The 23,343-nt window shown below is 62.4% G+C and carries 17 protein-coding genes and 1 tRNA gene; 7 read left to right on the forward strand and 11 right to left on the reverse strand.

Features of this window, described 5'->3' with window-relative positions; translation table 11 throughout:
- Positions 1-3 precede the first annotated feature (3 nt).
- Positions 4-1,194, reverse strand: coding sequence for an L-aspartate--glyoxylate aminotransferase BhcA (gene bhcA / locus ACR0MM_RS09115; RefSeq protein WP_480695730.1), 1,191 nt, complete (start codon positions 1,192-1,194; stop codon positions 4-6).
- A gap of 196 nt (positions 1,195-1,390) precedes the next feature.
- Here bhcA and ACR0MM_RS09120 point away from each other — a divergent pair, with 196 nt between their 5' ends.
- Positions 1,391-2,230: an IclR family transcriptional regulator gene (locus ACR0MM_RS09120; RefSeq protein ID WP_480695732.1), complete on the forward strand. Its 840-nt coding sequence runs from the start codon at positions 1,391-1,393 to the stop codon at positions 2,228-2,230.
- On the opposite strand, the gene ACR0MM_RS09125 is transcribed toward ACR0MM_RS09120, so the two are convergent.
- From ACR0MM_RS09125 to putA, 3 genes are read right to left on the reverse strand one after another with little or no spacing between them, the layout of a single operon-like run.
- Positions 2,206-2,577 (reverse strand): GFA family protein, encoded by a 372-nt coding sequence (locus tag ACR0MM_RS09125; RefSeq protein ID WP_480695734.1) that lies wholly within the window; start codon positions 2,575-2,577, stop codon positions 2,206-2,208. The two genes, ACR0MM_RS09120 and ACR0MM_RS09125, sit on opposite strands and share 25 nt — an antisense overlap.
- Complete coding sequence (locus ACR0MM_RS09130) at positions 2,574-3,317, reverse strand: rhomboid family intramembrane serine protease (protein WP_480695736.1); 744 nt, start codon at positions 3,315-3,317, stop codon at positions 2,574-2,576. The genes ACR0MM_RS09125 and ACR0MM_RS09130 overlap by 4 nt, the downstream gene beginning before the upstream one ends.
- 41 nt (positions 3,318-3,358) lie before the next feature.
- Entirely contained in the window at positions 3,359-6,757 is a 3,399-nt protein-coding gene (gene putA / locus ACR0MM_RS09135) for a bifunctional proline dehydrogenase/L-glutamate gamma-semialdehyde dehydrogenase PutA (RefSeq protein ID WP_480695737.1), read from the reverse strand.
- 102 nt (positions 6,758-6,859) lie between these two features.
- Between putA and ACR0MM_RS09140 the strand changes: the two genes are divergently transcribed.
- Complete coding sequence (locus ACR0MM_RS09140; protein ID WP_170357186.1) at positions 6,860-7,348, forward strand: Lrp/AsnC family transcriptional regulator; 489 nt, start codon at positions 6,860-6,862, stop codon at positions 7,346-7,348.
- 30 nt (positions 7,349-7,378) lie between these two features.
- The gene (locus ACR0MM_RS09145) at positions 7,379-7,945 is read left to right on the forward strand and encodes a tetratricopeptide repeat protein (protein WP_170440643.1); all 567 of its coding nucleotides are present in this window, start codon (positions 7,379-7,381) and stop codon (positions 7,943-7,945) included.
- Between the two features lie 54 nt (positions 7,946-7,999).
- On the opposite strand, the gene ACR0MM_RS09150 is transcribed toward ACR0MM_RS09145, so the two are convergent.
- Complete coding sequence (locus ACR0MM_RS09150; protein WP_170450862.1) at positions 8,000-9,889, reverse strand: PhoX family protein; 1,890 nt, start codon at positions 9,887-9,889, stop codon at positions 8,000-8,002.
- A gap of 307 nt (positions 9,890-10,196) precedes the next feature.
- On the opposite strand from ACR0MM_RS09150, the gene ACR0MM_RS09155 reads away from it, so the two are divergent.
- The 4 genes from ACR0MM_RS09155 to ACR0MM_RS09170 all read left to right on the forward strand — a co-directional run bounded on the left by ACR0MM_RS09155 (position 10,197) and on the right by ACR0MM_RS09170 (position 15,199).
- A tRNA-Gly gene (locus ACR0MM_RS09155) sits at positions 10,197-10,270 on the forward strand.
- Positions 10,271-10,398: 128 nt separating this feature from the next.
- Positions 10,399-12,219, forward strand: coding sequence for an ABC transporter transmembrane domain-containing protein (locus tag ACR0MM_RS09160; protein WP_170340700.1), 1,821 nt, complete (start codon positions 10,399-10,401; stop codon positions 12,217-12,219).
- Between the two features lie 154 nt (positions 12,220-12,373).
- A complete protein-coding gene (locus ACR0MM_RS09165) occupies positions 12,374-14,263 on the forward strand; it encodes an acyl-CoA synthetase (RefSeq protein WP_480695740.1) in 1,890 nt (629 codons plus the stop codon).
- A gap of 12 nt (positions 14,264-14,275) precedes the next feature.
- Complete coding sequence (locus tag ACR0MM_RS09170) at positions 14,276-15,199, forward strand: alpha/beta hydrolase (RefSeq protein WP_480695742.1); 924 nt, start codon at positions 14,276-14,278, stop codon at positions 15,197-15,199.
- Between the two features lie 6 nt (positions 15,200-15,205).
- On the opposite strand, the gene ACR0MM_RS09175 is transcribed toward ACR0MM_RS09170, so the two are convergent.
- The 6 genes from ACR0MM_RS09175 to ACR0MM_RS09200 form a co-directional block, all read right to left on the reverse strand.
- Entirely contained in the window at positions 15,206-16,042 is an 837-nt protein-coding gene (locus ACR0MM_RS09175) for an alkaline phosphatase family protein (RefSeq protein ID WP_480695744.1), read from the reverse strand.
- 159 nt (positions 16,043-16,201) lie between these two features.
- Complete coding sequence (locus tag ACR0MM_RS09180; protein ID WP_480695746.1) at positions 16,202-17,839, reverse strand: ABC transporter ATP-binding protein; 1,638 nt, start codon at positions 17,837-17,839, stop codon at positions 16,202-16,204.
- Positions 17,836-18,651 carry an ABC transporter permease gene (locus ACR0MM_RS09185; protein ID WP_149774622.1) on the reverse strand — a complete coding sequence of 272 codons (816 nt, stop codon included), beginning with the start codon at positions 18,649-18,651 and terminating at the stop codon, positions 17,836-17,838. Before ACR0MM_RS09185 ends, ACR0MM_RS09180 begins: the two co-directional genes overlap by 4 nt.
- Positions 18,648-19,604 (reverse strand): ABC transporter permease, encoded by a 957-nt coding sequence (locus ACR0MM_RS09190; protein WP_170340107.1) that lies wholly within the window; start codon positions 19,602-19,604, stop codon positions 18,648-18,650. Before ACR0MM_RS09190 ends, ACR0MM_RS09185 begins: the two co-directional genes overlap by 4 nt.
- Before the next feature lie 15 nt (positions 19,605-19,619).
- On the reverse strand, positions 19,620-21,206 hold the full coding sequence (locus tag ACR0MM_RS09195) for an ABC transporter substrate-binding protein (protein WP_480695748.1): 1,587 nt from the start codon (positions 21,204-21,206) through the stop codon (positions 19,620-19,622).
- Positions 21,207-21,333: 127 nt separating this feature from the next.
- On the reverse strand, positions 21,334-23,328 hold the full coding sequence (locus ACR0MM_RS09200) for a CocE/NonD family hydrolase (protein ID WP_480695750.1): 1,995 nt from the start codon (positions 23,326-23,328) through the stop codon (positions 21,334-21,336).
- Between the last annotated feature and the right edge of the window lie 15 nt (positions 23,329-23,343).

The following is a 23,343-nucleotide window of genomic DNA, read 5'->3' on the forward strand; positions in this document are numbered from 1 at the left end:
TCCTCAAGCCGCAGCGCGCGAGCGGTTGGTGCCGTTTGCACGGAAGTATTCCTGCGCTGCCGCCACGCCGCTGCCCAGTTGTATCGGGTAGTTCAGATCGGCCATCGCCATCTCGATCGTGGCGAGGCCGGACAGAACCATGACGTCCGTCAGGCTGCCAAGGTGCCCGATGCGAAACGCCTTGCCGTTCAATTGGCCCAGGCCGATCCCGAAGGACACTCCATAGGTGTCATAGGTATGGTTAGTCAGGACATTGCTGTCGAACCCATCGGGTACATAGACTGCGCTGACAGTGTCCGAGTAGAGGTCCGGCGATTGAGCGACCAGGTTCAATCCCCACGCGTCGACGGCCCGACGCACGCCTTCAGCCAGACGGAAGTGACGGGCGTAGACGTTGTCCAGGCCTTCGTCAAACAGAATGGACAGGCTTTCCTGCAGCCCGCAGATCAACTGCAACGGCGGCGTGTATGGAAACCCGCCCGAGGCATTGGCGTTCAACATGTCCCGAAAGTCGAAATAGGTGCGGGGCAGCCGCGCACCGTCCATCGCCGCCAGCGCCTTGGGGCTGACGCACAGGATTGCCATTCCAGCGGCCAGCATGAACCCCTTTTGCGACCCCGAAACCGCAATATCGACGCCCCAGCCATCGAATTCGAACGGCATCGAGGCCAGCGAACTGACGCAATCGACCATCAGCAGGGCAGGGTGCGCCGAGGCATCCATCGCTGATCGGACCGACTGGATATCCGAGCGCACACCGGTGGCCGTTTCATTGTGCGTCACCAGAACCGCCCGGATGTCGTGGTTCCGGTCGTCGGCGAGGATCGACTGAAACCGATCGGCAGGTGCTCCGCTGCCCCAAGGGCAATCGATGACTTGCACATCCAGCCCATGCCGTTGGCAAAGGTCGATCCAGCGATGGCTGAATACGCCATGGCGGGCCACAAGAACCTTGTCGCCCGGGCTCAGTGTGTTGCTGATCGCAGCTTCCCACCCACCCGTGCCGCTGGATGGAAAGGTCACAATCTGACCCGTGGTCGACCGGAAGACCTGCTTGAGGCCCTCGAGTACCGGATCAAAGGCCTGAACGAAATCCGGCGCGCGGTGGTCAATGGTCTGGACCTGCATCGCGCGCAGGAGGCGATCCGGGATATTCGTCGGGCCGGGAATGAAGACCGGGTTCTGTTTTGACATCATCATGTCCTCCGCTTTGCCCCAAGTCTGTCTCCGCGTCGGCGGTGATGCAATTTTCTTGAAAAATATTTTCATTATTTTGTTAAAATGCGTAACCTGCCATAAATGCAGGATATTCACTTTCTCATTTCGCTGAGTGTTTGTGATCAGCTGAGAAAGCCAGACGGCCGTTCGGCCAAAATGAGGGAGAATCACAATGTCAGCCCAGAAGCGGCCGCGCGGACGGCCCAAGTCGTTGTTCAAGGAAAGCTCGGCCGGAACCATGCAGGCGTTGGACCGTGCGCTGGGGGTCCTGACCACGGTCGCACGGCTTGAACGCACCGCGCTCAGCGACCTCGCGCGTGAGATCGACGTGCCTACTGCAACCACGCATCGCATCCTGACGACCTTGCAAAAGCATGGGTTCGTCAGCTTCAGCGAAGAACGTCAGGAATGGATGATCGGAGTCGAAGCCTATCGCACAGGCGCTTCGTTTCTGCGGCACAACAGCGTTGTCGAGATCGGCCGGTCAGTTCTTAGACGCCTGATGCAGGACAGCGGAGAGACTGCGAACCTGGCAGTTCCCGACGGGTCGGAAGTGGTGTTTGTCGGTCAAGTCGAGACATCGAACCCGATCCGGGCGTTCTTTCCGCCGGGCGCTCGTACGCCGATGTATGCCTCGGGAACGGGAAAAGCGATCCTGGCGGCTATGACCGAGGCATCCCGGGCCAAGGTGTTGGCGGACACCCAGCTTGTGCCTTTTACGCCCAACACCTGCGCCACGTTGGATACCTTGCGCGAGGATCTGACCGAAACGCGGCTGCGTGGATGGTCTTATGATCGAGAGGAGCGTCACGCGGGCATGTCCTGCATCGGAGCCGCGATCTTCAACGACAAGCAGGAACCTTGCGCCGGAATCTCTGTCTCGGGGCCGACCGCGCGATTCAGTCCGGACCGGGCACCCGAGCTTGCCGCCTATGTCGTTCAGGCTGCGCAAGAGATCACGCGGCTGAGCGGTGGTCAAACTCCGGATCAGTCAGATCGATCAGAGGGGTGATTGACCCCGTCATTCCAGGGAATCGGCCCGTGGGTTCTGGGGTTTGCGCCCTCAATGCAGCCAAGGTTGACGCCGCACTCTGCCGGATCCGAGCGTCTTTGGTGATAAACGTATATCCCGCAGGTCTTGCAGAAATAGTGTTTCGCCGTATGCTTTCCCCACGTGTAGAGGCTCAGGTTCTCGGCGCCTTCAAGAATGCGCAGGCTCTCGGTTATGGCGGTCACGGCGGCGGCCCCGCGGCGGATGCAGAAGGAACAGTCGCATCGGGCAGCCGTGGACAGGCCACCGGGGAACTCGGCCTCGATCTTCACGGCGCCGCAATGGCAGGTGGCGGTCATTTGGCTCATCGGCGCGGCACTCTTGGTATGCGGGACTGGCTGAGCTTGTAGCGGTGTTCGGGATGCGGCGGGTGACCATGGGTGCGGTTCCAATAAGCTGGTCCGCCACGTTTCAGCCACATCGGGATACACAGAACCAAACCGATCACGAAACCGCCCGTATGCGCCCAATAGGCCACACCGCCAGCGTCAGGATTGCTGGACACGCTGCCCAGAAACTGCATGCCCAGCCAGACACCCAGCATCACGAAGGCCGGGATGGTGAAGACCCGGAAGTAGATGATCAGAATTAGCAGGATATCGACGCGCGCCTTTGGGAACATCAGCAGGTACCCACCCATCACTGCGGCAATTGCGCCGGACGCGCCGATGGTGGGTACCAGCGACCCGGGAGCCGTAACGATATGGACCAGCCCGGCGCCGATACCCGCGACCATGTAGAACAGCAGGAAGGGCAGGTGGCCCATCTCGTCTTCCATGTTGTCGCCGAAGATCCACAGGAACAGCATGTTGCCGATCAGATGCATCCAGCCGCCATGCAGGAACATCGACGTCACCAACGTCTCGAGCGCCACGCCGTCGCTGATGCGGGCGGGGATGATCGCATAGTCGAAATAGAACCGGTTGATCAGCCGGGCATCGTCCATGATTCCGACATAGCTGAGGAAAACCAGGACATTCGCCGCGATCAGCGCATAGACGACATAGGGTGTGCGGCCCGAAGGGTTGTGGTCTCGAATTGGAAACATGGGGGGACGCTGGGCTTTTCCCGGCCCAGCGTCAAGTCAGCTTATGCCGAACCGCCCAGAAGTGCGGCGTTCCCTCCGGCGGCCGTGGTGTCGACGCAGACATGGCGCTCGGCCATCACCCGCGACCGGTCGGGCAAGCCGGGGATCAGCGGCAGGATGGGGCCGCCTCGCCGAGCCAGATGACGCTCGATCTGACGCGCGGTGTCCGCATCGCCCCACCACAGAACCCCCGATATTCCCGGCAGGTTCTCAAGCCGGTGCAGGTCAAGCGCGCCCTCGGTCTGAATCGCGGTGCCGCCAAGCGCGAGAATGGCGTCTGCCTGTGCCTTGGACGCCTCGGGGCCGGGGCCCAGGCACAGGAACGGCGCGCGGGGAAACTCGGTCAGCCGGTTCGATTCGCCGGTCGGTCCGGGCATCGAACGGGTCGTCGGCGCGGCAGGCTGCCCGATCGGCGCCGGCAGGTCGGCTGGGGCGGACCATTCCGCGGCCACGACCTGTCGGTCCGGGGCGCAAAAACGAGCCAGATAGTTCGGGCCACCCGCCTTGGGGCCGGTGCCGGACAGGCCTTCACCGCCGAATGGCTGCGAGCCGACGATCGCGCCGATCTGGTTACGGTTCACGTAAATATTACCGGCGTGGATCGCCTCGGTCACGTGCTGCACCCGGTCGTCGATGCGGGTGTGCAGGCCGAAGGTCAGGCCATAGCCGGTGGCGTTGATGTCGGCAATCACCTGGTCGATCTCGTGTGACTTGAACCAGGCAACGTGCAGGGCCGGGCCGAAGATCTCGCGTTCCAGTGCATTGATGCCGGGGACCTCGATCAGCGTGGGCGCGACGAAGATCCCCTGGGGCGGCAGCGCCAGTTCCTTCAACACACGACCCTCGGTGCGGGCCTTGGCGACGTGGTCGGCGATGCCCTGTCGGGCCTGTTCGTCGATCACCGGGCCGCAATCGGTCGAGAGCAGCCACGGGTCGCCCACCGACAGGGCGTCCATCGCGCCCTTGAGCATGGTCAGCACGTCGTCGGCGATGTCGTCCTGCAGATACAGACAACGCAGGGCCGAGCACCGCTGTCCCGCCGACTGGAAGGCGCTTTCGATGATCGATTGCACGGCTTGTTCGGGCAGGGCGGTGCTGTCCACGATCATCGCGTTCAGCCCGCCGGTTTCGGCGATCAGCGGTGTTCCGGGCCGCATGTGTTCGGCCATTGCAGCGCGGATTTTCAACGCCGTCGCGGTCGAGCCGGTGAAGGCCACGCCCGAGACGCGCGCATCCGACGTCAGCGCGGCCCCGACCGATGGCCCGCCCGGCAGCAATTGCAGCGCATCGCGCGGCACGCCGGCTTCGTGCAGCAGCTGCACTGCCCGGTGCGCGATCAGCGGCGTCTGCGGCGCGGGTTTGGCCAGAACCGCATTGCCCACGGCAAGCGCAGCCGAGATTTGCCCCGTGAAGATCGCCAGAGGGAAGTTCCACGGGCTGATGCAGGTGAAGGTCCCGGCCGGGTCTGCGTCGGGGATGTTGGCGGCGTAGTAGCGGAGGAAGTCCACCGCTTCGCGCAGCTCGGCCAGCGCGTCGGGCAGCGACTTGCCGGCTTCGCGCGCCAACAGGGCGAAAAGCTCGCCATAATGCTCCTCGTAGAGGTCGGCGGCGGCATTCAGAATGCGGCTGCGCTCGGCCGCTGGGGCCTGCCACGGAGCAGCTGCGGCCAGCGCCAGCTCCACATCCGCGGCGCTGGCCGGGGCGACCGCGCCTGGCCGGTCCTCGGGCAGTGCGGGGTTGATGACAGGTTCCTCGGCCTCGGGCGCTGCGTCACCGGCCAGAAGGGGCTGCGCGAACCAGTGATGCGCGCGCAAGGCGTCGCGGGCGGCATCGATCCGGTCCAATGTCGGCGTGTGATGCAGGTCGAACCCTAGCGAGTTTGGTCGTTCAGGTTGAAACAGTTCGGGGCCGGTTGGAATGTGGCGTGCAGGTTTCCGCACGGCCTCGAACGGATCGGCGGCTACCACTTCGGGGGCCACGTTTTCGTCCACGATCTGGTTGACGAACGAGCTGTTGGCGCCGTTTTCCAGCAGCCGCCGCACCAGATAGGCCAGCAGGTCGCGATGCGCACCTACCGGGGCATAGATGCGGCAGCGGGTATTGTGTTGGTCCTTGGCGATCTGGTGCAGGGTTTCACCCATGCCGTGCAGACGCTGAAACTCGAAGGGTTGACCCTCGGCCATGTGCAGGATAGCGCTGACCGTGTGGGCGTTGTGGGTCGCGAATTGCGGATAGATCCGGTCGGTCATGCCCAAGAGCTTGCGAGCATTGGCGATGTAAGAGATGTCGGTTGCCGCCTTGTTGGTGAAAACCGGGAAGCCGTCGACGCCCTCGACCTGCGCGCGCTTGATCTCGGTGTCCCAGTAGGCGCCTTTGACCAGACGGACCATCAGCTTGCGGTCATACCGCTCGGCCATATCATAAAGCGTGTCCAGCACCAGCCCGGCACGCGGGCCATAGGCCTGAACCACCACGCCGAACCCGTCCCATCCGGCCAGCGCTGGCTCGGACAGAACCGCCTCGATCACCTGCAGCGACAGCGACAGGCGGTCAGCCTCTTCGGCGTCGACGTTCAGGCCCATTCCGGCGGCTTTGGCCAACAGCGCCAGCGCCCGCAGACGCGGCACCAGCTCGTCCATCACGCGCTGTTCCTGCGCAACCTCATAGCGCGGATGCAGCGCCGACAATTTAACCGAGATGCCGGGGTTGGCGCGGATGTCGTCCTGCGTGCAGGCATCGGCAATCGCCGCGATAGCACGGGAATAGGAAAGGTGATAGCGCGCGGCGTCCGCCTCGGTGCGGGCGGCCTCGCCCAGCATGTCGTAGGAATAGGTATAGCCCTTGGCCTCCATCCCGGCGGCGCGCTTCATGGCGGACTGGATGGTTTCGCCCAGAACGAACTGACGGCCCATTTCCTTCATCGCGCGGCCCACCGCAGTGCGGATCACCGGCTCGCCCAGCCGCTTGATGGCGCCGCGCAGGGCACTGACCGGCGAGGCCTTGCCCTCGTCCAGAACCTTGCCCGTCAGCATAAGTGCCCAGGTCGAGGCATTGACAAGCGACGACGATGAGTGGCCCAGATGCTTGCCCCAATCCGAAGGGGCGATCTTGTCTTCGATCAGCGCGTCGATGGTTTCGGCGTCGGGCACCCGCAACAGTGCCTCGGCCAGACACATCAGCGCGATGCCTTCATCGGTCGACAGGCCGTATTCCGCCAGAAACACTTCCATCAGCCCCGGCGACGTGCTGGACCGGATGTCGCGCACCAGTTGCGCGGCCGCCTCGCAGATGGCGGTGCGGTCCCCTTGGGTCAGGGCGGCCTGATCGGTCAGGGAGTTCAGCAATGCGGTCTGGTCCGCGTAGGTCATGGAATCGATGGTGTGGCGCAGGCTGTGGGTCATGTGTCCTCCGGTCTTTCACGCAGTATACTTGCGATTTTGCGGGACAACGGACCGAAAATGAAATATCTGGCACCCGATGTCCTGAATTTTGGATCAAATGCGATGCGAAACGACTTTCCGGGTTTGGACCGGTTTGACCGCGCGATTCTGTCCATCGTGGCTGAGGACGGGCGGATCTCGGTCGCTGATCTGGCTCGGCGGATCGGGCTGTCGAAATCGCCGACACAGGCGCGGCTGAAACGGCTCGAGTCCGAGGGGGTCATCACCGGCTATCGCGCCATGCTGGATCCGATCCGCCTAGGGCTGGACCATGTGGCCTTTGTCGAGGTGCGCCTGACCGACACGCGGGAAAAGGCGCTGGCCGAGTTCAACGCGGCTGTCCGCAAAGTGCCCGAGATCGAACAAGCGCATATGATCGCGTCGAATTTCGACTATCTGCTGAAGGTGCGGACCGGGTCGATGACGGAATATCGCGCGGTTCTGGCCGAAAAGATTTCGTCGCTGCCGCATGTGGCCAGCACCTCAACCTTCGTGGCGATGGAGGCGGTGAAAGAGACCGGGCTGGCCGATGCCATCGATGGCGCGGGTTGACGAAAGGGCGATCCGCGTCACCATTGAACTATGAGACACCTTATTCTTTCCGCAGTTCTGAGCGCGGGCGTTGGGATCCCGGCAATTGCTGAGACCTGCCCGCCTGCGCCCGATCACGCCGCCCGGCTGGGTGAACTTATCGGTCAGATCCAGCAGGCCGAGACCGAGATGGCCGCGCGCGAGATCTCGAACCAGATGTGGGAGCTGTGGGCCGACGCACCTGACGAGGCCGCGCAGACCGTATTGGATCAGGGCATGTCCAGACGAAATGCCTGGGATCTGTTGGGCGCGCTTCAGGATTTCGATCGTTTGATTGCGTATTGCCCCGAGTATGCCGAGGGCTACAACCAGCGCGCATTCGTGAATTTCCTGCGGCAGGATTTTGAGTCGGCCCTGACCGATCTGGACCGCGCGCTGGAACTGTCGCCGAACCATATCGCAGCGATGAGCGGTCGTGCTCTGACCCTCATGGGTCTGCAGAGAATGGAAGAAGCCCGCGTTGCTCTGGCAGAGGCGCTGGAACTGAACCCGTGGCTGCCCGAGCGTCACCTTGCAGCCGATGGTGGGCCTTTGGCGATGCCGGGCCAAGAACTCTGAACAGCGCTGTCACCCCCGACGCTTCGCCGGGGGTGATCGCTGAGGTAAGACGGTTCAGCCGACCAGTCCGTTATCCTTGCGTTTGATCGCGATGATCGAGGAACGCGGCGTGCCCCCATCTGGCCAGGATCCACCGGGGTGCTGGATGCCTACAAACATGGTCCGGCGGTCGGCCGACCATGTCAGACCGGTCACCTCGCAGCCGTTCGGGCCGGTCATGAAGCGAACAATTTCACCCGTGATCGGGTCGCCGGCCAGCATCTGGTTGTTGCCATGGCCTGCAAAATCGCCTTCGTTGTCGTCGTTCCCGTCGGTCTGGATCCAGACCACACCGGTGCTGTCGATCATCATCCCGTCGGGCGAGTTGAACAGGTTGCCTTCGTTTACGTTCTCGGACCCGGCATACGCATCGGAATGCACTGTCGGATTGCCGGCCATGACGTACAGATCCCACTGAAACGCCGTTTCTGCATGATCCTGGTTGGCTGGCCGCCAGCGAACAATCTGCCCGTATTTGTTGGTTTCCCGAGGGTTGGGGCCATTGACCGAAGTATCATCGCCACCCGCGTTGGGTTTGACGCCACGGTTCTTGTTGTTGGTCAGGCAGCAATAGGCCTCGGCAAGAACCGGGCTGGTTGCAACCCATTCCGGTCGGTCCATCGTGGTTCCACCGGCCTCAGACGCCGCGATGCGGGCAAAGATCAGAATCTCGGCTTCGTCCATGCCGGTGGTTTCCGGTGTCAGCGGCACCCATTCACCGGACATGTCGTCGTTGAATCTGGCAACATACAGCGTGCCGTCATCCAGCAGACCTTCGGTATCCCCGCCGGGGGTGTAGACGCCGTTCGAGACGAATTTGTACAGGTATTCGCCCCGCTCATCATCGCCCATATAGACGACAATGCGACCATCCTTGGCCAACTCGACCGCGGCGTTTTCATGTTTGAACCGCCCAAGTCCGGTATGCTTGACCGGGGTGCTGTTGGGATCGGTCGGGTCGATTTCGACCACCCAGCCGACGCGATGTGGTTCGTTGGGGTTCTTCGAGGTGTCAAACCGCGGATCGAACAACTCGTACCCGTTCCAGCTTTCGGCCTTGATGCCGTATCGCTTGAAGCCATCCGCGACCTTTGGAGTATATGTCGCGCTTTCGTTGCTGGAGCCGAAGTAGCCGTTGAAGTTCTCTTCGCAGGTCAGGTAGGTGCCCCAAGGTGTCTTGCCCGACCCGCAATTGTTCATCGTGCCCAGCGACGTTGTGCCGGTCGGATCGGCCTCGGTCTTCAGCAGGTCGTGGCCAGCTGCCGGCCCCACGATCTTCATGGGGGTGTTGTGGTGAATGCGGCGATTGAAAGGGCTGTCCTTGACCACGGTCCAGCCATCCGGGGTTTCGGCAATTTCCATCACCGTCACACCCTGCAGGTTCTGCAACTTTCGAACGTCATCCGCGTTTGCGGGTACACCTTCCTGCGCTGCGGGCAGGTTGATTTTGCGGTTGGGATACTCGTGATTGATGGCAATCAACTGGTGCCCTTGGAACGAGAAGGTTTCCATACCATCAGTGTTTTCGCCAAATACCTTGTCCGAGTTCTCGACCGGTCCACCATCGGTGATGTCATACCCGTCAGCCTCGGAGAACAGCGGATCGCCCCAGCGCATGAGGACTTTCCATTCATACCCCTCGGGTACATGCACGGTGCCATCGGTCTGGGCCGCGATCGGAGTGAACGCAAAACGAGAAGCGGTCTGTGCGTAGGCTGAGGTCGACCCCAGCAGACCGCTGCCCATGGCCGCAGCGCCCGACCCGAAGGCCAACACTCCGCCCAGAAAGCCGCGTCGCGACAGGGCGCTTTCGACGACGCGGTCAAAGTCGTTTTCGTCGGGGCGGGGAAAATGCAGTTCGTCCCAATCGTCGGCGGAAAGGGTGGCTGGATCAACGTCTTTCATTGGATGATTCCTCGCTGTCGGAATGAATTTGTGAAACGGATTTAGGAACTGATTGTTACAGGTACTTAACAACCCCATTAACCGTTTGGGGCGGTACACACGCTAGGCAGGTTTTCGCGAACGGCAAGCACTGCAATCGTATGCTGCGCCAGTGCGCGACCCCAAAACAAGTGCAATTCAGAGCGATGGGCGGTTGGCCGCGCAGTCTGCAATGGTTGACCGCAAGCAGGCAGTCGCAAAAGCGATGCGTAGGTGGATTTCGGTTCTTGACGACGGCCCGGGCATGGACTACTCAGCCCTTCACCAAGCGGGTATAGCTTAATGGTAAAGCCCCTGCCTTCCAAGCAGGCTATGTCGGTTCGATTCCGTCTACCCGCTCCAAACTCTCCGGAATAAGTTGCGTCAAAAAGCCCTTGTCGGGGTGCTATTGCGCGCAGTCTCCTTGACCCGGCGCGCCTGCGCCGCCAAGAAGCCGTATCGCGAGTCCCAGAAGGTAAAAAGGGTCAGGCATGGCAAGAACACGCTCCGCCAACCAAGCAAACGTGCAGGCGCCCGGTGCTCATGAAGATCGACCCGGATCCCGGAAGCTGGGCGTGCTGGCCTCTTTGTGGCCGTTCATGAAACCTTATCGGCTGCTGATGCTTGGGGCGACGCTGGCGCTGGTTCTGACGGCCAGCATGACCCTGACCTTGCCTTTGGCGGTGCGGCGCGTGGTCGACAACTTCCGCATCGAAGACGGTGAACTGCTCGATTGGTATTTCCTGGCGGCGCTGGGCATCGCGGCGGTGCTGGCGGTGGGAACGGGTATCCGGTACATGCTGGTGACCCGGTTGGGTGAACGTGTGGTGGCTGACATCCGCAAAGCCGTGTTTGACCGCGTCATCGGCATGAGCCCTGCGTTCTACGAACGCATCATGACCGGTGAGGTCCTGAGCCGTATCACCACGGACACCACGCTGATCCAATCCGTTCTGGGGTCGTCGGTGTCGATCGCATTGCGGAATTTCCTGATGTTCATCGGCGGGCTTGTGCTGATGTTGCTGACCTCGGCAAAGCTGACCGGGCTGGTTCTGCTGCTGATCCCGGTGGTGGTGGTGCCGATCCTGGTTCTCGGGCGTCGGCTGAGGGTCATCAGCCGCGAAAACCAGGATTGGATCGCCGCCTCGTCGGGCAATGCGGGCGAGGCGCTGGGCGCCGTTCAGACCGTACAGGCGTTCACCCATGAGGACGCCAGCCGCCGCCAGTTCGGTGACATGACCGAGACCTCGTACCATGTGTCCCTGCGCCGTATCCAGACGCGGGCGGTTCTGACGGTGATCGTGATCTTTCTGGTTTTCTCGGGGATCGTCGGAGTTTTGTGGATGGGGGCGAACGATGTGCGCAACGGCGTGATGACCGAAGGCGTGCTGATCCAGTTCGTGATCTATTCGATCATCATGGCCGGGTCCGTAGCCGCCCTTTCCGAAATCTGGAGCGAGCTGCAGCGTGCCGCAGGCGCCACCGAGCGGCTGGTCGAGTTGCTGAACGCCGAAGATACGGTCAACGACCCGACACAACCCAAGGCGCTGCCGCAGCCGGTCAAGGGACAGATCACCTTTGACAACGTCACCTTCCGCTACCCGGCCCGGCCCGACGTTCTGGCACTGGACGACCTGTCGCTGACAGTGAACCCGGGCGAGACCGTGGCCTTCGTCGGACCCTCGGGCGCGGGCAAGACGACCGTGATCCAGTTGATCCAGCGGTTCTATGACCCCGAGGCCGGTCAGGTCAGCCTGGACGGGATCGATCTGGGCGACATGCGCCGCTCGGATTTCCGGCAGCACATGGCGCTGGTTCCGCAGGATCCGGTGATCTTTGCGGCCTCGGCGCGCGAAAACATCCGGTTCGGACGGCTGGACGCCTCGGATGCCGAGGTCGAGGCCGCGGCCCGTGCCGCCGCGGCGCATGACTTCATCTCGGCCCTGCCCGAAGGCTATGACAGTTTCGTCGGCGAACGCGGCGTGATGCTGTCGGGCGGTCAGAAACAGCGCATCGCCATCGCGCGGGCGATTTTGCGCGACGCTCCGGTTCTGCTGCTGGACGAGGCGACCTCGGCGCTGGACGCCGAGAGCGAGCGCGCCGTTCAGGCCGCTGTCGACCAGATGCGCGCCGGGCGCACCACCCTGATCGTGGCGCACCGTCTGGCCACCGTGAAAAAGGCCGATCGCATCGTGGTGATGGAGAACGGCCGGATCGTGGCGCAGGGCACCCATGACGATCTGGTGGCGCAAGATGGGCTTTATGCGCGTCTGGCGCGTCTCCAGTTCACCGATGGTGTGGCCGCCGAGTGAAGTGACGCGCGGGCATTTCGCGAACCGCCGTAGCGTCATTCTACTTTTTCCCCTTGCCCGAGGGTAAGCCCTCGCTTGCGCAGGGCTGCATTTGCTTACATCTTGGACGCAAGACAGCCTGCAAAAATGCAGGGTAAAAAAGGGGAGGAACCACATGGCCTTTGTGGGCAAGGAAGACAAACTGAGAATGGAGCAGGAAATGCCGTGGGAGGACCGCGACGTCCCCGTCACGTTCCATCAACTGCTCTCGCGGACGGCCGCCAAGTTCCCGGATCGCAACGCGATCAGTTTCCAGATCCTGTCCGGCCCCAAGGACAAGGCCGAAACCCTGACATGGTCGCAACTGCTGACCAAGACGAACCAGGCGGCCAACCTGTTCCGCTCTTTGGGGGTCAAGGAAAACGACGTGGTGGCCTATGTGCTGCCCAACTGCAACGAGACGCTGGTCACCATGATGGGCGGCGCGGTGGCCGGGATCGTGAACCCGATCAACCCGCTGCTCGAGCCAGAGCAGATCGCGTCGATCCTGCGTGAGACCAAGGCCAAGGTCGTGGTCACGCTGAAGCCATTCCCGAAAACGGACGTCGCGCAGAAGGTCGCCGAGGCCGTGCGCCACGCGCCGGGTGTCAACACCGTGTTGGAGATTGACCTGAACCGGTACCTGACGCCGCCGAAATCGTGGATCGTGCCTTTGGTCCGGCCCAAGATGGCCGACAAAGAGCATCTGGCCCACGCCGATTATCTGGATTTCAACAAGGAACTGGCGAAGCAACCCACCACGCTGACCTTCGAGGACAGCAAAGAGGACCGGGTTGCCTGCTATTTCCATACCGGCGGCACCACAGGTATGCCCAAGGTCGCGCAGCACAAATATTCCGGCATGATCTACAATGGGTGGCTGGGCCACACGCTGCTGTTCTCGGAAGAGGACGTGATCATGTGCCCGCTGCCGATGTTCCACGTCTTTGCCTGCCATGTGATCGTGATGGCGGCGGTGTCGTCGGGCGCCCATGTGGTGTTCCCGACCCCCGCCGGGTATCGCGGCGACGGCGTGTTCGACAACTTCTGGAAGCTGATCGAGCGCTGGAAGGTTTCGTTCATCATCACCGTGCCCACGGCGATCTCGGCCAAGATGCAGCGCCCGGTTGATGCCGACATCTCGACCGTCAAGACGGCCTTCTCGGGTTCGGCTCCGCTGCCGGTCGAACTGTTCCGCCGGTTCGAGAAAGCGACCGGTGTGACCATCGTCGAAGGTTATGGCCTGACCGAGGCCACCTGCCTGGTGTCCTGCAACCCGGTGGATGGCGAGAAGAAGATCGGCTCGATCGGGATTCCGTTCCCGTACACCGACGTCAAGATCCTGCGCGACAGCCCCGACGGGCCCAAGGAATGCGCGGTGGACGAAGTGGGCGAAATCTGCGTGTCGAACCCGGGTGTCTATGCCGGGAACACCTATACCGAGGAGGACAAAAACGTCGATCTCTACTATTTCGACAAGTACCTGCGCACCGGCGACCTGGGCCGGTTCGATGCGGACGGGTATCTGTGGATCACGGGCCGGGCCAAGGATCTGATCATTCGCGGCGGCCACAATATCGACCCGGCCGAGATCGAAGAGGCCTTGCTGGGCCATGACGCGGTGGCCTTTGCCGGTGCCATCGGCCAGCCCGACGCCCATGCGGGCGAGGTTCCCTGTGCCTTTGTCGAACTGGTCGAAGGCGCCAGCGTGACCGAGGAAGAACTGCTGGAATACTGCAAGGTGCACGTGCACGAACGCGCGGCGCATCCCAAGCACATGACCATTCTGCCCGAACTGCCGAAGACGGCGGTGGGCAAGGTCTTCAAGCCCGAGCTGCGCAAACAGGCGATCACGCGGGTCTACAACCAGGCGTTGGAAACCGCCGGCGTACCGGCGCGAGTCGTGTCGGTCATCGACGACAAAAAGCGCGGCCTTGTCGCGCAGCTTGACGCGAACGGCGCATCCGAGGACGATGTGAACCAGGTGCTGGGCAACTTCACCCGGCCGTGGGAATGGGCCGACTGATCCGGAGGGGCAATGGATTATGAACGTCTGATCGACGAGGAGACCTGGGCGTTCATCCGGCGCACCGCCGAAAGCTATCCCGAAGACGCGGTGGATCGGTCCATCGAGGACCAGCGCCGCGTCTATGACGACATGTGCCGCGCGTTTCGGCAGCCGCGTCCACCGGGCGTCGAAACGCGGGACAGCTCGGCCGATGGGGTCGGGGTGCGCATCTATTCCTGCGGAGATCCCACCCGAACCGTCGTCTACATGCATGGCGGCGGGTTCGTCGTGGGCGGGCTGGACAGCCACGATGACGTCTGCGCCGAACTGTGCGCCCAAACCGGCTATCGGGTGGTGGCGGCCGACTACCGCCTGTGTCCTGAACATGTTCATCCGGCGCAGTTCCAGGATTGCTGGACCGCGGTGAACTGGGTGGAATCCGAATTCGGCGATCCGCTGGTTCTGGCCGGGGACAGCGCGGGCGGAAGCCTGGCCGCAGCCGTCGCCCATCACGCGCGCGGGCGCATCGGGAACATCCTGGGGCAGGTTCTGATCTATCCCGGTTTGGGTGGCGACCCGAACCAGGGATCGTATATCGAACACGCCCACGCCCCGATGCTGACGCGCGACGAGGTCCTGTTCTATGAAAAAGTCCGGTGTGGCGGCGCCGTCCCGGAACATGACCCCACATTCGCCCCGCTGCACGATACAGACTTTTCCGGGCTGCAGCCGACGGTGGTGGTGACCGCCGACTGCGATCCCCTGCGTGATGACGGAGCCGCGTACTGCGCCAAAATCACCGCCGCCGGCGGGCAGGCGCATTGGATCAACGAGGCCGGCCTCGTGCATGGCTACCTGCGCGCCCGCCATTCGGTGACCCGCGCCGCCGACAGCTTCGAACGGATCTCGATCGCGGTCGAGGCGCTGGGGCAGGGGTTGTGGAACTACGACTGACCGCGCTCAGCGCAGGAACGGCCTGGCCTTCATCGTCTCGGCCACCGGTGCGCCCATGCGGGTCAGGATCGTGGGCGCCAACTGTAATTGGTCAATGACCGTTTCCGCATCGGGACCCTCGGCATCGCCGAAGTAGTACAGCGCCGTTTCCTGCTGCAGCGCGCTGCGCCCGCCGTGGTGGCCGCGCTCGTCCTGGCCGTGATCGGCGGTCACGATCACCTCGTATCCCAACTGCCGCCAGCGGGGGATGAAAGGGGCCAGCATCTCGTCCATGACGAAGCAGGCGTGATCCATCTCTTCACATTCGTGGTAGAAGCGGTGGCCCATGCTGTCGAGCGTACAGGTATGGAGAATGCCGTAATCCAGCCCGAACCGCAGGCACAGGTTGGTCAGGGTCGCGAACAGGTCGACATCGGACGGCGTCATCTGGTTGGCCTTGCCATAGCCCGTCATCGAGTGGAAGCGGCCGTGGTTGATGGTGGCGCTGTCCGGCTCGTCGTATTCGATGTCGCGCACATAGTCGAAAGGGTGGCGGTTGAAGAACTGCGACCAGAAGCTGTGGGTCACCGCCCCGGTCACGCCGCCGGCCTCGCGCACCTGGCTGAAGATGTCCTTGTGGTCCAGACGGAACACGTTGCCGTTTCCGGTGCAGCCATGCTCCTGCGGTGTCACGCCCGTGTGGATCGAGGCATAGCAGCTGGCCGAGATCGAAGGCAGCACCGAACGCAGCTTCCAAACCCGCGCTTCGCCGCTGTCGACCCAGCCCTCGAAGTTGCCGAATAGCCGGCGGAAATTGCGCCAGGGAACCCCGTCGAGAATGATGAGCAGAAGCTTGCGGTCCATCGCATGGCCCTCGTGTTGGATCACTTGTTGGGCCCACCCTAGGAGATTCGCTCAGCCAAGGCTGCCTGTTCCCGCCCGGAATGAGAAAATCCCGACACTTCGATAGAAACAAAGTGTCGGGATTTCAGAGTGTTTTGTCGGCTTGCACAGCCAGCGGCATCAGTTGCCGGCGCTCTCCATCTTGCGGTGGGCCACGACCTCTTCCAGCCAGCCCAGATGCATTTCCGGCACCGAACTGAGCAGCAGGTCGGTATAGTCGTCGAACGGTGGGCTCAGCACCTGCGATTTGGGCCCATAGCGAACCACGCGTCCCTGATACATCACGGCGATGCTGTCGCTGATCGCGCGCACCGTCGCTAGGTCATGGGTGATGAACAGATAGGCCACGTCCTCGATCTTCTGCAGGTCCAGCAACAGCTTGAGGATGCCGTCCGCCACCAGCGGATCCAGCGCCGAGGTGACCTCGTCACAGATGATCATCCTGGGCTTGGCCGCCAGCGCGCGGGCGATGCACACACGCTGTTTCTGACCGCCGGACAGCTCGGCCGGGTACCGGTCGATGAAACTTTCGCCCAGTTCGATCTCGTCCAGCAGTTCAACGATGCGCTTGCGCTTCTCGGTGCCGCGCATGTTGAAGTAGAACTCGAGCGGCCGGCCGATAATTGTACCCACCGTCTGGCGCGGGTTCATCGCAACATCGGCCATCTGGTAGATCATCTGCAACTCGCGCAGGTCCTCGCGCGAGCGTCCGGCCAGATCGGGGCTGAGCTTGCGCCCGGCAAAGGTGATCTCGCCGTCGCGCGGGGGCAGCAGGCCGGTGATCACCCGGGCCAGTGTGGACTTGCCCGACCCCGATTCCCCCACGACCGCCAGAGTCTGCCCCGGATGAAGCTCGACATTGACGTTGTGCAGCACGTCGAAGTTCAGCCCCTTGTAGCGGGCCGTGATGCCATCGACCTGCAGCACGGGTTCGGGCGTAGGCTGTTTTTCCTCGTGTTCGATCGAACGGACCGAGACCAGCGCCTGCGTGTACTCTTCCTGCGGGTTGTTGATGATCTGGTCGGTGGTGCCGTACTCGACCGTGTCGCCCATGCGCAGCACCATGATGTCATCGCTGACCTGCGCCACTACCGCCAGATCGTGGGTGATGTACAGCGCGGCCACGCCGGTGTCGCGGATGGCCTCTTTGATCGCCATCAGGACGTCGATCTGGGTGGTCACGTCGAGCGCGGTCGTGGGTTCGTCGAACACCACCAGATCCGGCTCGGGGCACAGCGCCAGCGCCGTCATGCAACGCTGCAGCTGCCCGCCCGAGACCTGATGCGGATAGCGGTTGCCGATGTTGTCCGGGTCGGGAAGGCCCAGCTTGGCGAACAGCTCACGCGCACGGGCCTCGGCCTCTTTGCGGCTGAACTTCTTCTGCTCGACCGCGGCTTCGACCACCTGATCCATGATCTTCTTGGCGGGATTGAAGGACGCCGCCGCCGATTGCGACACATAGGTCACCTCGCCGCCGCGCAGTTTGCGGATATCCGACAGCGACGTCTTGAGGATGTCGCGCCCGTTCACCCAGACCTCACCGCCGGTGATCTTAACGCCGCCCCGGCCATAAGCCATCGATGCCAGCCCGATGGTCGATTTGCCCGCACCGGATTCCCCGATCAGCCCCAGCACCTTGCCGCGCTCGAGGTCAAAGCTGACCCCGTGCACGATTTCGATGTCGCGGGGCTTTTCGCCCGGCGGGTAGACGGTTGCGCCGATCTTGAGGTCACGGACCTTGAGAAGGGTATCGCTCATCCCCGGCCTCCTTTCAGCGATGTGGTGCGGTTCAGGATCCAGTCGGCCACCAGGTTGACCGAGATGGCCAGCGTGGCGATGGCCACCGCCGGGTACAGCGCCGCGCCGATGCCATAGACGATGCCGTCCTTGTTTTCTTTCACGATACCGCCCCAATCGGCCAGCGGAGGTTGAACGCCCAGGCCCAGGAACGACAGGGTCGAGACGAACAGCACCATGAAGATGAAGCGCAGGCCCAGTTCGGCCACCAGCGGGGACAGCGCGTTGGGCAGGATCTCGCGGAAGATGATCCAGCCGCGGCCCTCGCCGCGCAGCTTGGCGGCCTCGACATAGTCCATGACCTCGATGTCAACGGCCACGGCCCGGGCCAGACGATAGACGCGGGTGGCGTCCAGCAGGCCCATGACCACGATCAGAACCGGGATGGTGACCGGCACCATCGCCAGAACCACCAGCGCCGTGATCAGCGACGGGATCGACATGATCAGGTCCACGGTCCGCGACATCACCTGATCGGCCCAGCCTCCCAGCACGGCCGCCAGAAAGCCCAGGATCGAACCGGTGACGAAGCTGAGGATGGTGGCGGCGGTGGCGATGAAGATCGTGGTGCGCCCGCCATAGATCATTCGGCTGAGAAGATCGCGGCCGATATTGTCGGTGCCCAGCCAGAATTGCGAACTCGAGGGCTCCCACACGTCGCCGACCACCTCGGCCATGCCGTAGGGCGCCAGGAAGGGCGCAAAGACGGCGACGATGAAATACAGGGCGGTGAAGGCCAGCCCGATCATTGCAGAGATTGGGATGTTCTTCATTTCGGGTGCCTCAGCCTTGGGTTGGCCAGGATCGCGACGATGTCGGCAACCATGTTCAGCCCGATATAGATGGCGGCAAAGATGACCCCGCAGGCCAGAACCACCGGCACGTCGCGTTTGGTCACGTGATCCACAAGGTACTGTCCCATGCCGGGATAGACGAACACCACCTCGACCACGACGACACCCACGACCAGATAGGCCAGGTTCAGCATCACCACGTTCACGATGGGGGCGATGGCGTTCGGGAAGGCATGGCGCCAGATGACCTTGAAGTTGCTCAGGCCCTTCAGTTCGGCCGTTTCGACATAGGCCGACTGCATCACGTTCAGGATCGCCGCGCGAGTCATGCGCATCATATGCGCCAGAACCACCATGGTCAGCACGATGACGGGCAGCGCGATCGAGTTCAGCTTTTGCCAAAAGGACATGCTGTCATTGATCATCGCCAGCGGCGAGAACATGCCCAGCTTGACCGCGATGAAATAGACAAGGACGTAGCCGATCAGGAATTCCGGGATCGAGATTGTCGTCAGAGTAACGGCTGAGATCAGCTTGTCGGGCCAGCGGTTGCGGTAGCGTACCGCGACGAGGCCAAGAAAAATTGCAAGGGGCACCGAGACGATGGCCGCCCAGAAGGCAAGAAACAACGTATTGCCCAATCGGTTGCTGACCGACTCGGCGATGTCCAGCTTGTTGGTCAGGGACGTGCCCATGTCACCTTGGACAATTCCGCCAAGCCATTCGAAATACCGGGTCAAGGCGGGACGGTTCAGCCCCATCTCCTCACGGAGGTTGGCAAGGGATTCAGGGGTGGCGGACTGCCCCAGGACGGCTTGCGCGGCGTCTCCGGGTAGGGCCTCGGTCAACCCGAAAATCAGGGCCGAAGCGCCAAACAGCAAGAGGAATCCCAGCGCCAGGCGCTGGGAAACCAGTTTGATGATAGGATGCATACCTGTCGATCCGAGTTAGACGAACCACATCTTGCGGGACATGTTGCCGTTCATCATCTCTTGGGTCGGATCAGTCTCCCAGCCATCCAGCTGGTTGCTGATGCCTTCGACAAAGTCGTTGAACATCGGGCAGATCAGGCCGCCCTGGTCACGGACCATCATGCCCATCTGGCTGTAGATGGCCTTGCGCTTTGCCGGATCCAGCTCGGCACGCGCGGCAAACAGCAGGTCGTCGAACTCTTTGACCTTGAACCGGGTGTCGTTCCAGTCGGCGGTGGACAGGTAGGCAGTTGCGTACATCTGGTCCTGCACCGGACGGCCGCCCCAGTAGGACGCGCAGAACGGCTGTACGTTCCAGACTTCGGACCAGTAGCCATCATTCGGCTCGCGCTTGATCTCAAGCGGGATGCCGGCCTGCTGGGCGGTCTGCTGGAACAGGGCTGCGGCATCGACGGCGCCAGGGAAGGCTCCGTCGGCCACACGCAGGATGATGGGCGACCCGTCATGACCGGACTTCTTGTAGTGTTCCGCGGCTTTTTCGACGCTGAACTCACGCTGCGGGATCGTCTCATCGAACAGCGGGTATGCTGCGTTGATCGGCATGTCATTCCCGACCGAGCCATAGCCGCGCAGTACCTTCTCGACCAGCTCTTCGCGGTTGATCGCATATTTCAGAGCGGTCCGCAGCTCGTTGCTGTCGAACGGCGCCGTGTCACAATGCATGATGAACACGTAGTGGCCGCGACCTGCTGTGGAATGTACGGTCAGGTTGGGCGCACGACCCAAGAGGTCGGCAACCTTGGGCTCAACCCGGTTGATCGCGTGGACCTGACCCGACTGCAGCGCAGCCGTCCGGGCCGTGGCATCGTTGATGACCACAACTTCGACGCTGTCAAAGTTGCCGAAATCCGGGTTCCAGTGGTTTTCGAATTTGGTGAACAGGTGGCGCACACCGGGTTCGTCCGCTTCGAGCTTGTACGGACCGGTGCCGATACCGGCGCCCGGGTTGTCCATTCCGCCGTCCGGCTGGATGATCAGGTGATAGTCGGCCATCAGGTAAGGCAGATCGGCGTTCGGCTCGTTCAGGGTGACCTGAAAATATTCGCCATCGGCCTTCATCGACTCGATGCCCTTCATGATGCCCAACGCGCCCGACTTCGAATCTTCGTTCGAGTGGCGCTGCATCGTTTTCAGCACGTCCTCGCTGGTCATGGTCTTGCCGTTGTGGAACTCGACCCCCTGACGCAGTTTGAACGTCCACACCTTGGCATCGGCGCTGCCTTCAACGCTTTCGGCAAGGCGCGGCTCGATCGTGCCGTCGGGGGCGACTTCGACCAGTTGGTCACCGAACTGCTTGCCGTTCTGGAACGGAACCGAGCTGGCATAGGTGGCCGGGTCCAGCGAGTTCGTGGATTCACCGCCCTGCAGGCCCAGTTTCAGATCGCCACCTTTCTTGGCGCCAGCGGCGCGGGCCGCGTCGGCGAAGACGGTGCTGGCCATGGCAGCCGATACACCCAATGCGGCTGCCTTCCCCATGAATTCACGTCGGGTCAGTTTCCCGGCGGTCACTTGGCTGGCCATGTGAGTGAGTTGTTCGTTCATTCGGATATCTCCCAGTTGAGTGTTTTGTGTGCCCGTTTTACGGGCTTTTTATTGACGCATGAGTCAACGTTGGCGCATTTCGTCGCGGCGGGCAAGGTCAAATCTCGGGGACTTGCCACCAGCAAAATCACATCTGATCACGAGGTATGGTGTCCTCCACGGTTTTGGAAAAAATCTTCACATCGTTTTCAAAGGCATCAAGCGTCGCGCGCAGATGAAAGTTGGATCGGTCCGACCACATCTCGCAATTGGCCTCGGTTCGCAGTTGGATGCCGTCGCGCCGGGTCTCTTGTACCCATTCGCAGCGGCCGCGCGCGCTCAGCGGATCGTCCGGATGGATGGACCACCGTTCAAAAGCGGTTCCGCCGCTGACCAGACCATGATCCGCGTCTTCGACCAGGCCGAAATCATCTTCGATGACCAGATCGATGACGCCGGTCGTCATGTCTGTTTCGACGCGCCGCGCATGGGTCGCCTCTCGCAATTGGGTCACTTGCCACGGAGAGTCCGCATCGGGCTGGGCAAATTGCCATTCATCCCGATCCGACCTGTCGCGCTGGGGGATCGTGAACGTGCCGCCTGTCAGGTGGAGCTCCGCTGTTTCCGGCGAAGGCCAGATCAGCGGCCAATAGGCGCTTGAGACGGCAACGCGCAGGCTGTGGTCCTTGGGAACCCGGTAGGCGACGTGGTCCAGCACCACTTCGATGTCGTAGACCTGTCCGGGTATCAACGTTTTGGGGGAGGAATGCCCCTCCGTATGGGTCAGATTCAATACACCATAGGTGATCCGAGTCGCAGCTCCGTCGGGGTGTATGTGGTTCAGCCGAACGGCAATCTGGGCTTGTGTCTTGTCGACACTCAGCTTCAAGCGCAGGCGCGGGGCACCGACAATTTCCAGATCTGCGGTCAGAGGGGTCGTGTCGAAACAGGAGGACAGAGCGTCATCTGCCCGCTGGTCGCCCGGCATGTCCGGACCCAGCCAGATGGCGCAATACTCGCCGCCATCCATGCCGCAATGATGCGGCGAGCGGATTTTGGTATCCAGGGGGCCGTCCTTACCCAGCCCGGCATCGGAAAGCGGAAGGGTGACCGTCGGCAGGTGGGACGTGGCGCCGGCATCCTCGGTGATCCAATGGCCCGGGCGCTCGGCATACCAGCGCGCCGGGCGCAAGCCATCCATCAGATAGGCGCGATAGGCCGGGTCCTGTTCAACTCCGGTCTCTTTGTCCTTCAGCCATCGGTCCCACCAGCGCAGCGCCTCTTGCAGGAAGCCGATGCGAGGTTCGGGGACGGCAAAATGCGGGTATTTGTGCACCCAGGGACCGACGATCCCCTTGACCGGCGCAGTCAGGTTTTCGACCAGCCAGGGCACCGTGTTCTTGTAGGCATCGCCCCAGCCGCCCACCGCCAGTGTCGCGGCCCGGATCGCTCCGGGGTCTTCGCAGACAGACCCATGCCGCCAATAGGCATCGCGGGTCTGGTGCCGCAGCCAGACCGAGGGCAGGAAGGGTTCTGCCTTCAACCGCTGCAACCACATCTCGCGCCAGTCGTCACGCAACGCGGGGTCGGGCGGGCGGGACGAGTACGACCACATGGTCGCCCCCCAGCCCAGGTTCTCGTTCAACAGGCAGCCGCCCTTGTAGTGGATGTCATCGGCATAACGGTCGGCGGTCGAACACAAGGTGATGATGGCCTTCAAGGGTGCGGGCTGCAGCGCCGCCACCTGCAGCGCGTTGAAGCCGCCCCAACTGATCCCCATCATCCCGACTGCGCCGCTGCACCATGGCTGTTGGGCTAGCCACTCGATCACCTCGACGGCGTCGTCCAGTTCCTGCTGGGTGTATTCATCCTCCATCAGTCCCTGGCTGTCGCCGTTGCCGCGCATGTCGACGCGGATGCAGGCGTAACCCCGTTTGGCAAACCAGGGATGGGTCAGGGCATCGCGCGCCGTCGTGCCGTCGCGCTTGCGATAAGGCAGGTATTCCAAAATGGCGGGCACCGGGCGCTGCGCCGCATCGACAGGACGCCAGATCCGCGCCGACAGGCGGCAGCCGTCCGACAGAATGATGCCCTGATCCGGAACGTCTTCGATCTCGGCCAGTGAGTTCTTCGCCTGAGTCATGTGCCTAGTCTCAGG

It is taken from the genome of Ruegeria sp. BC6 (assembly GCF_056539185.1).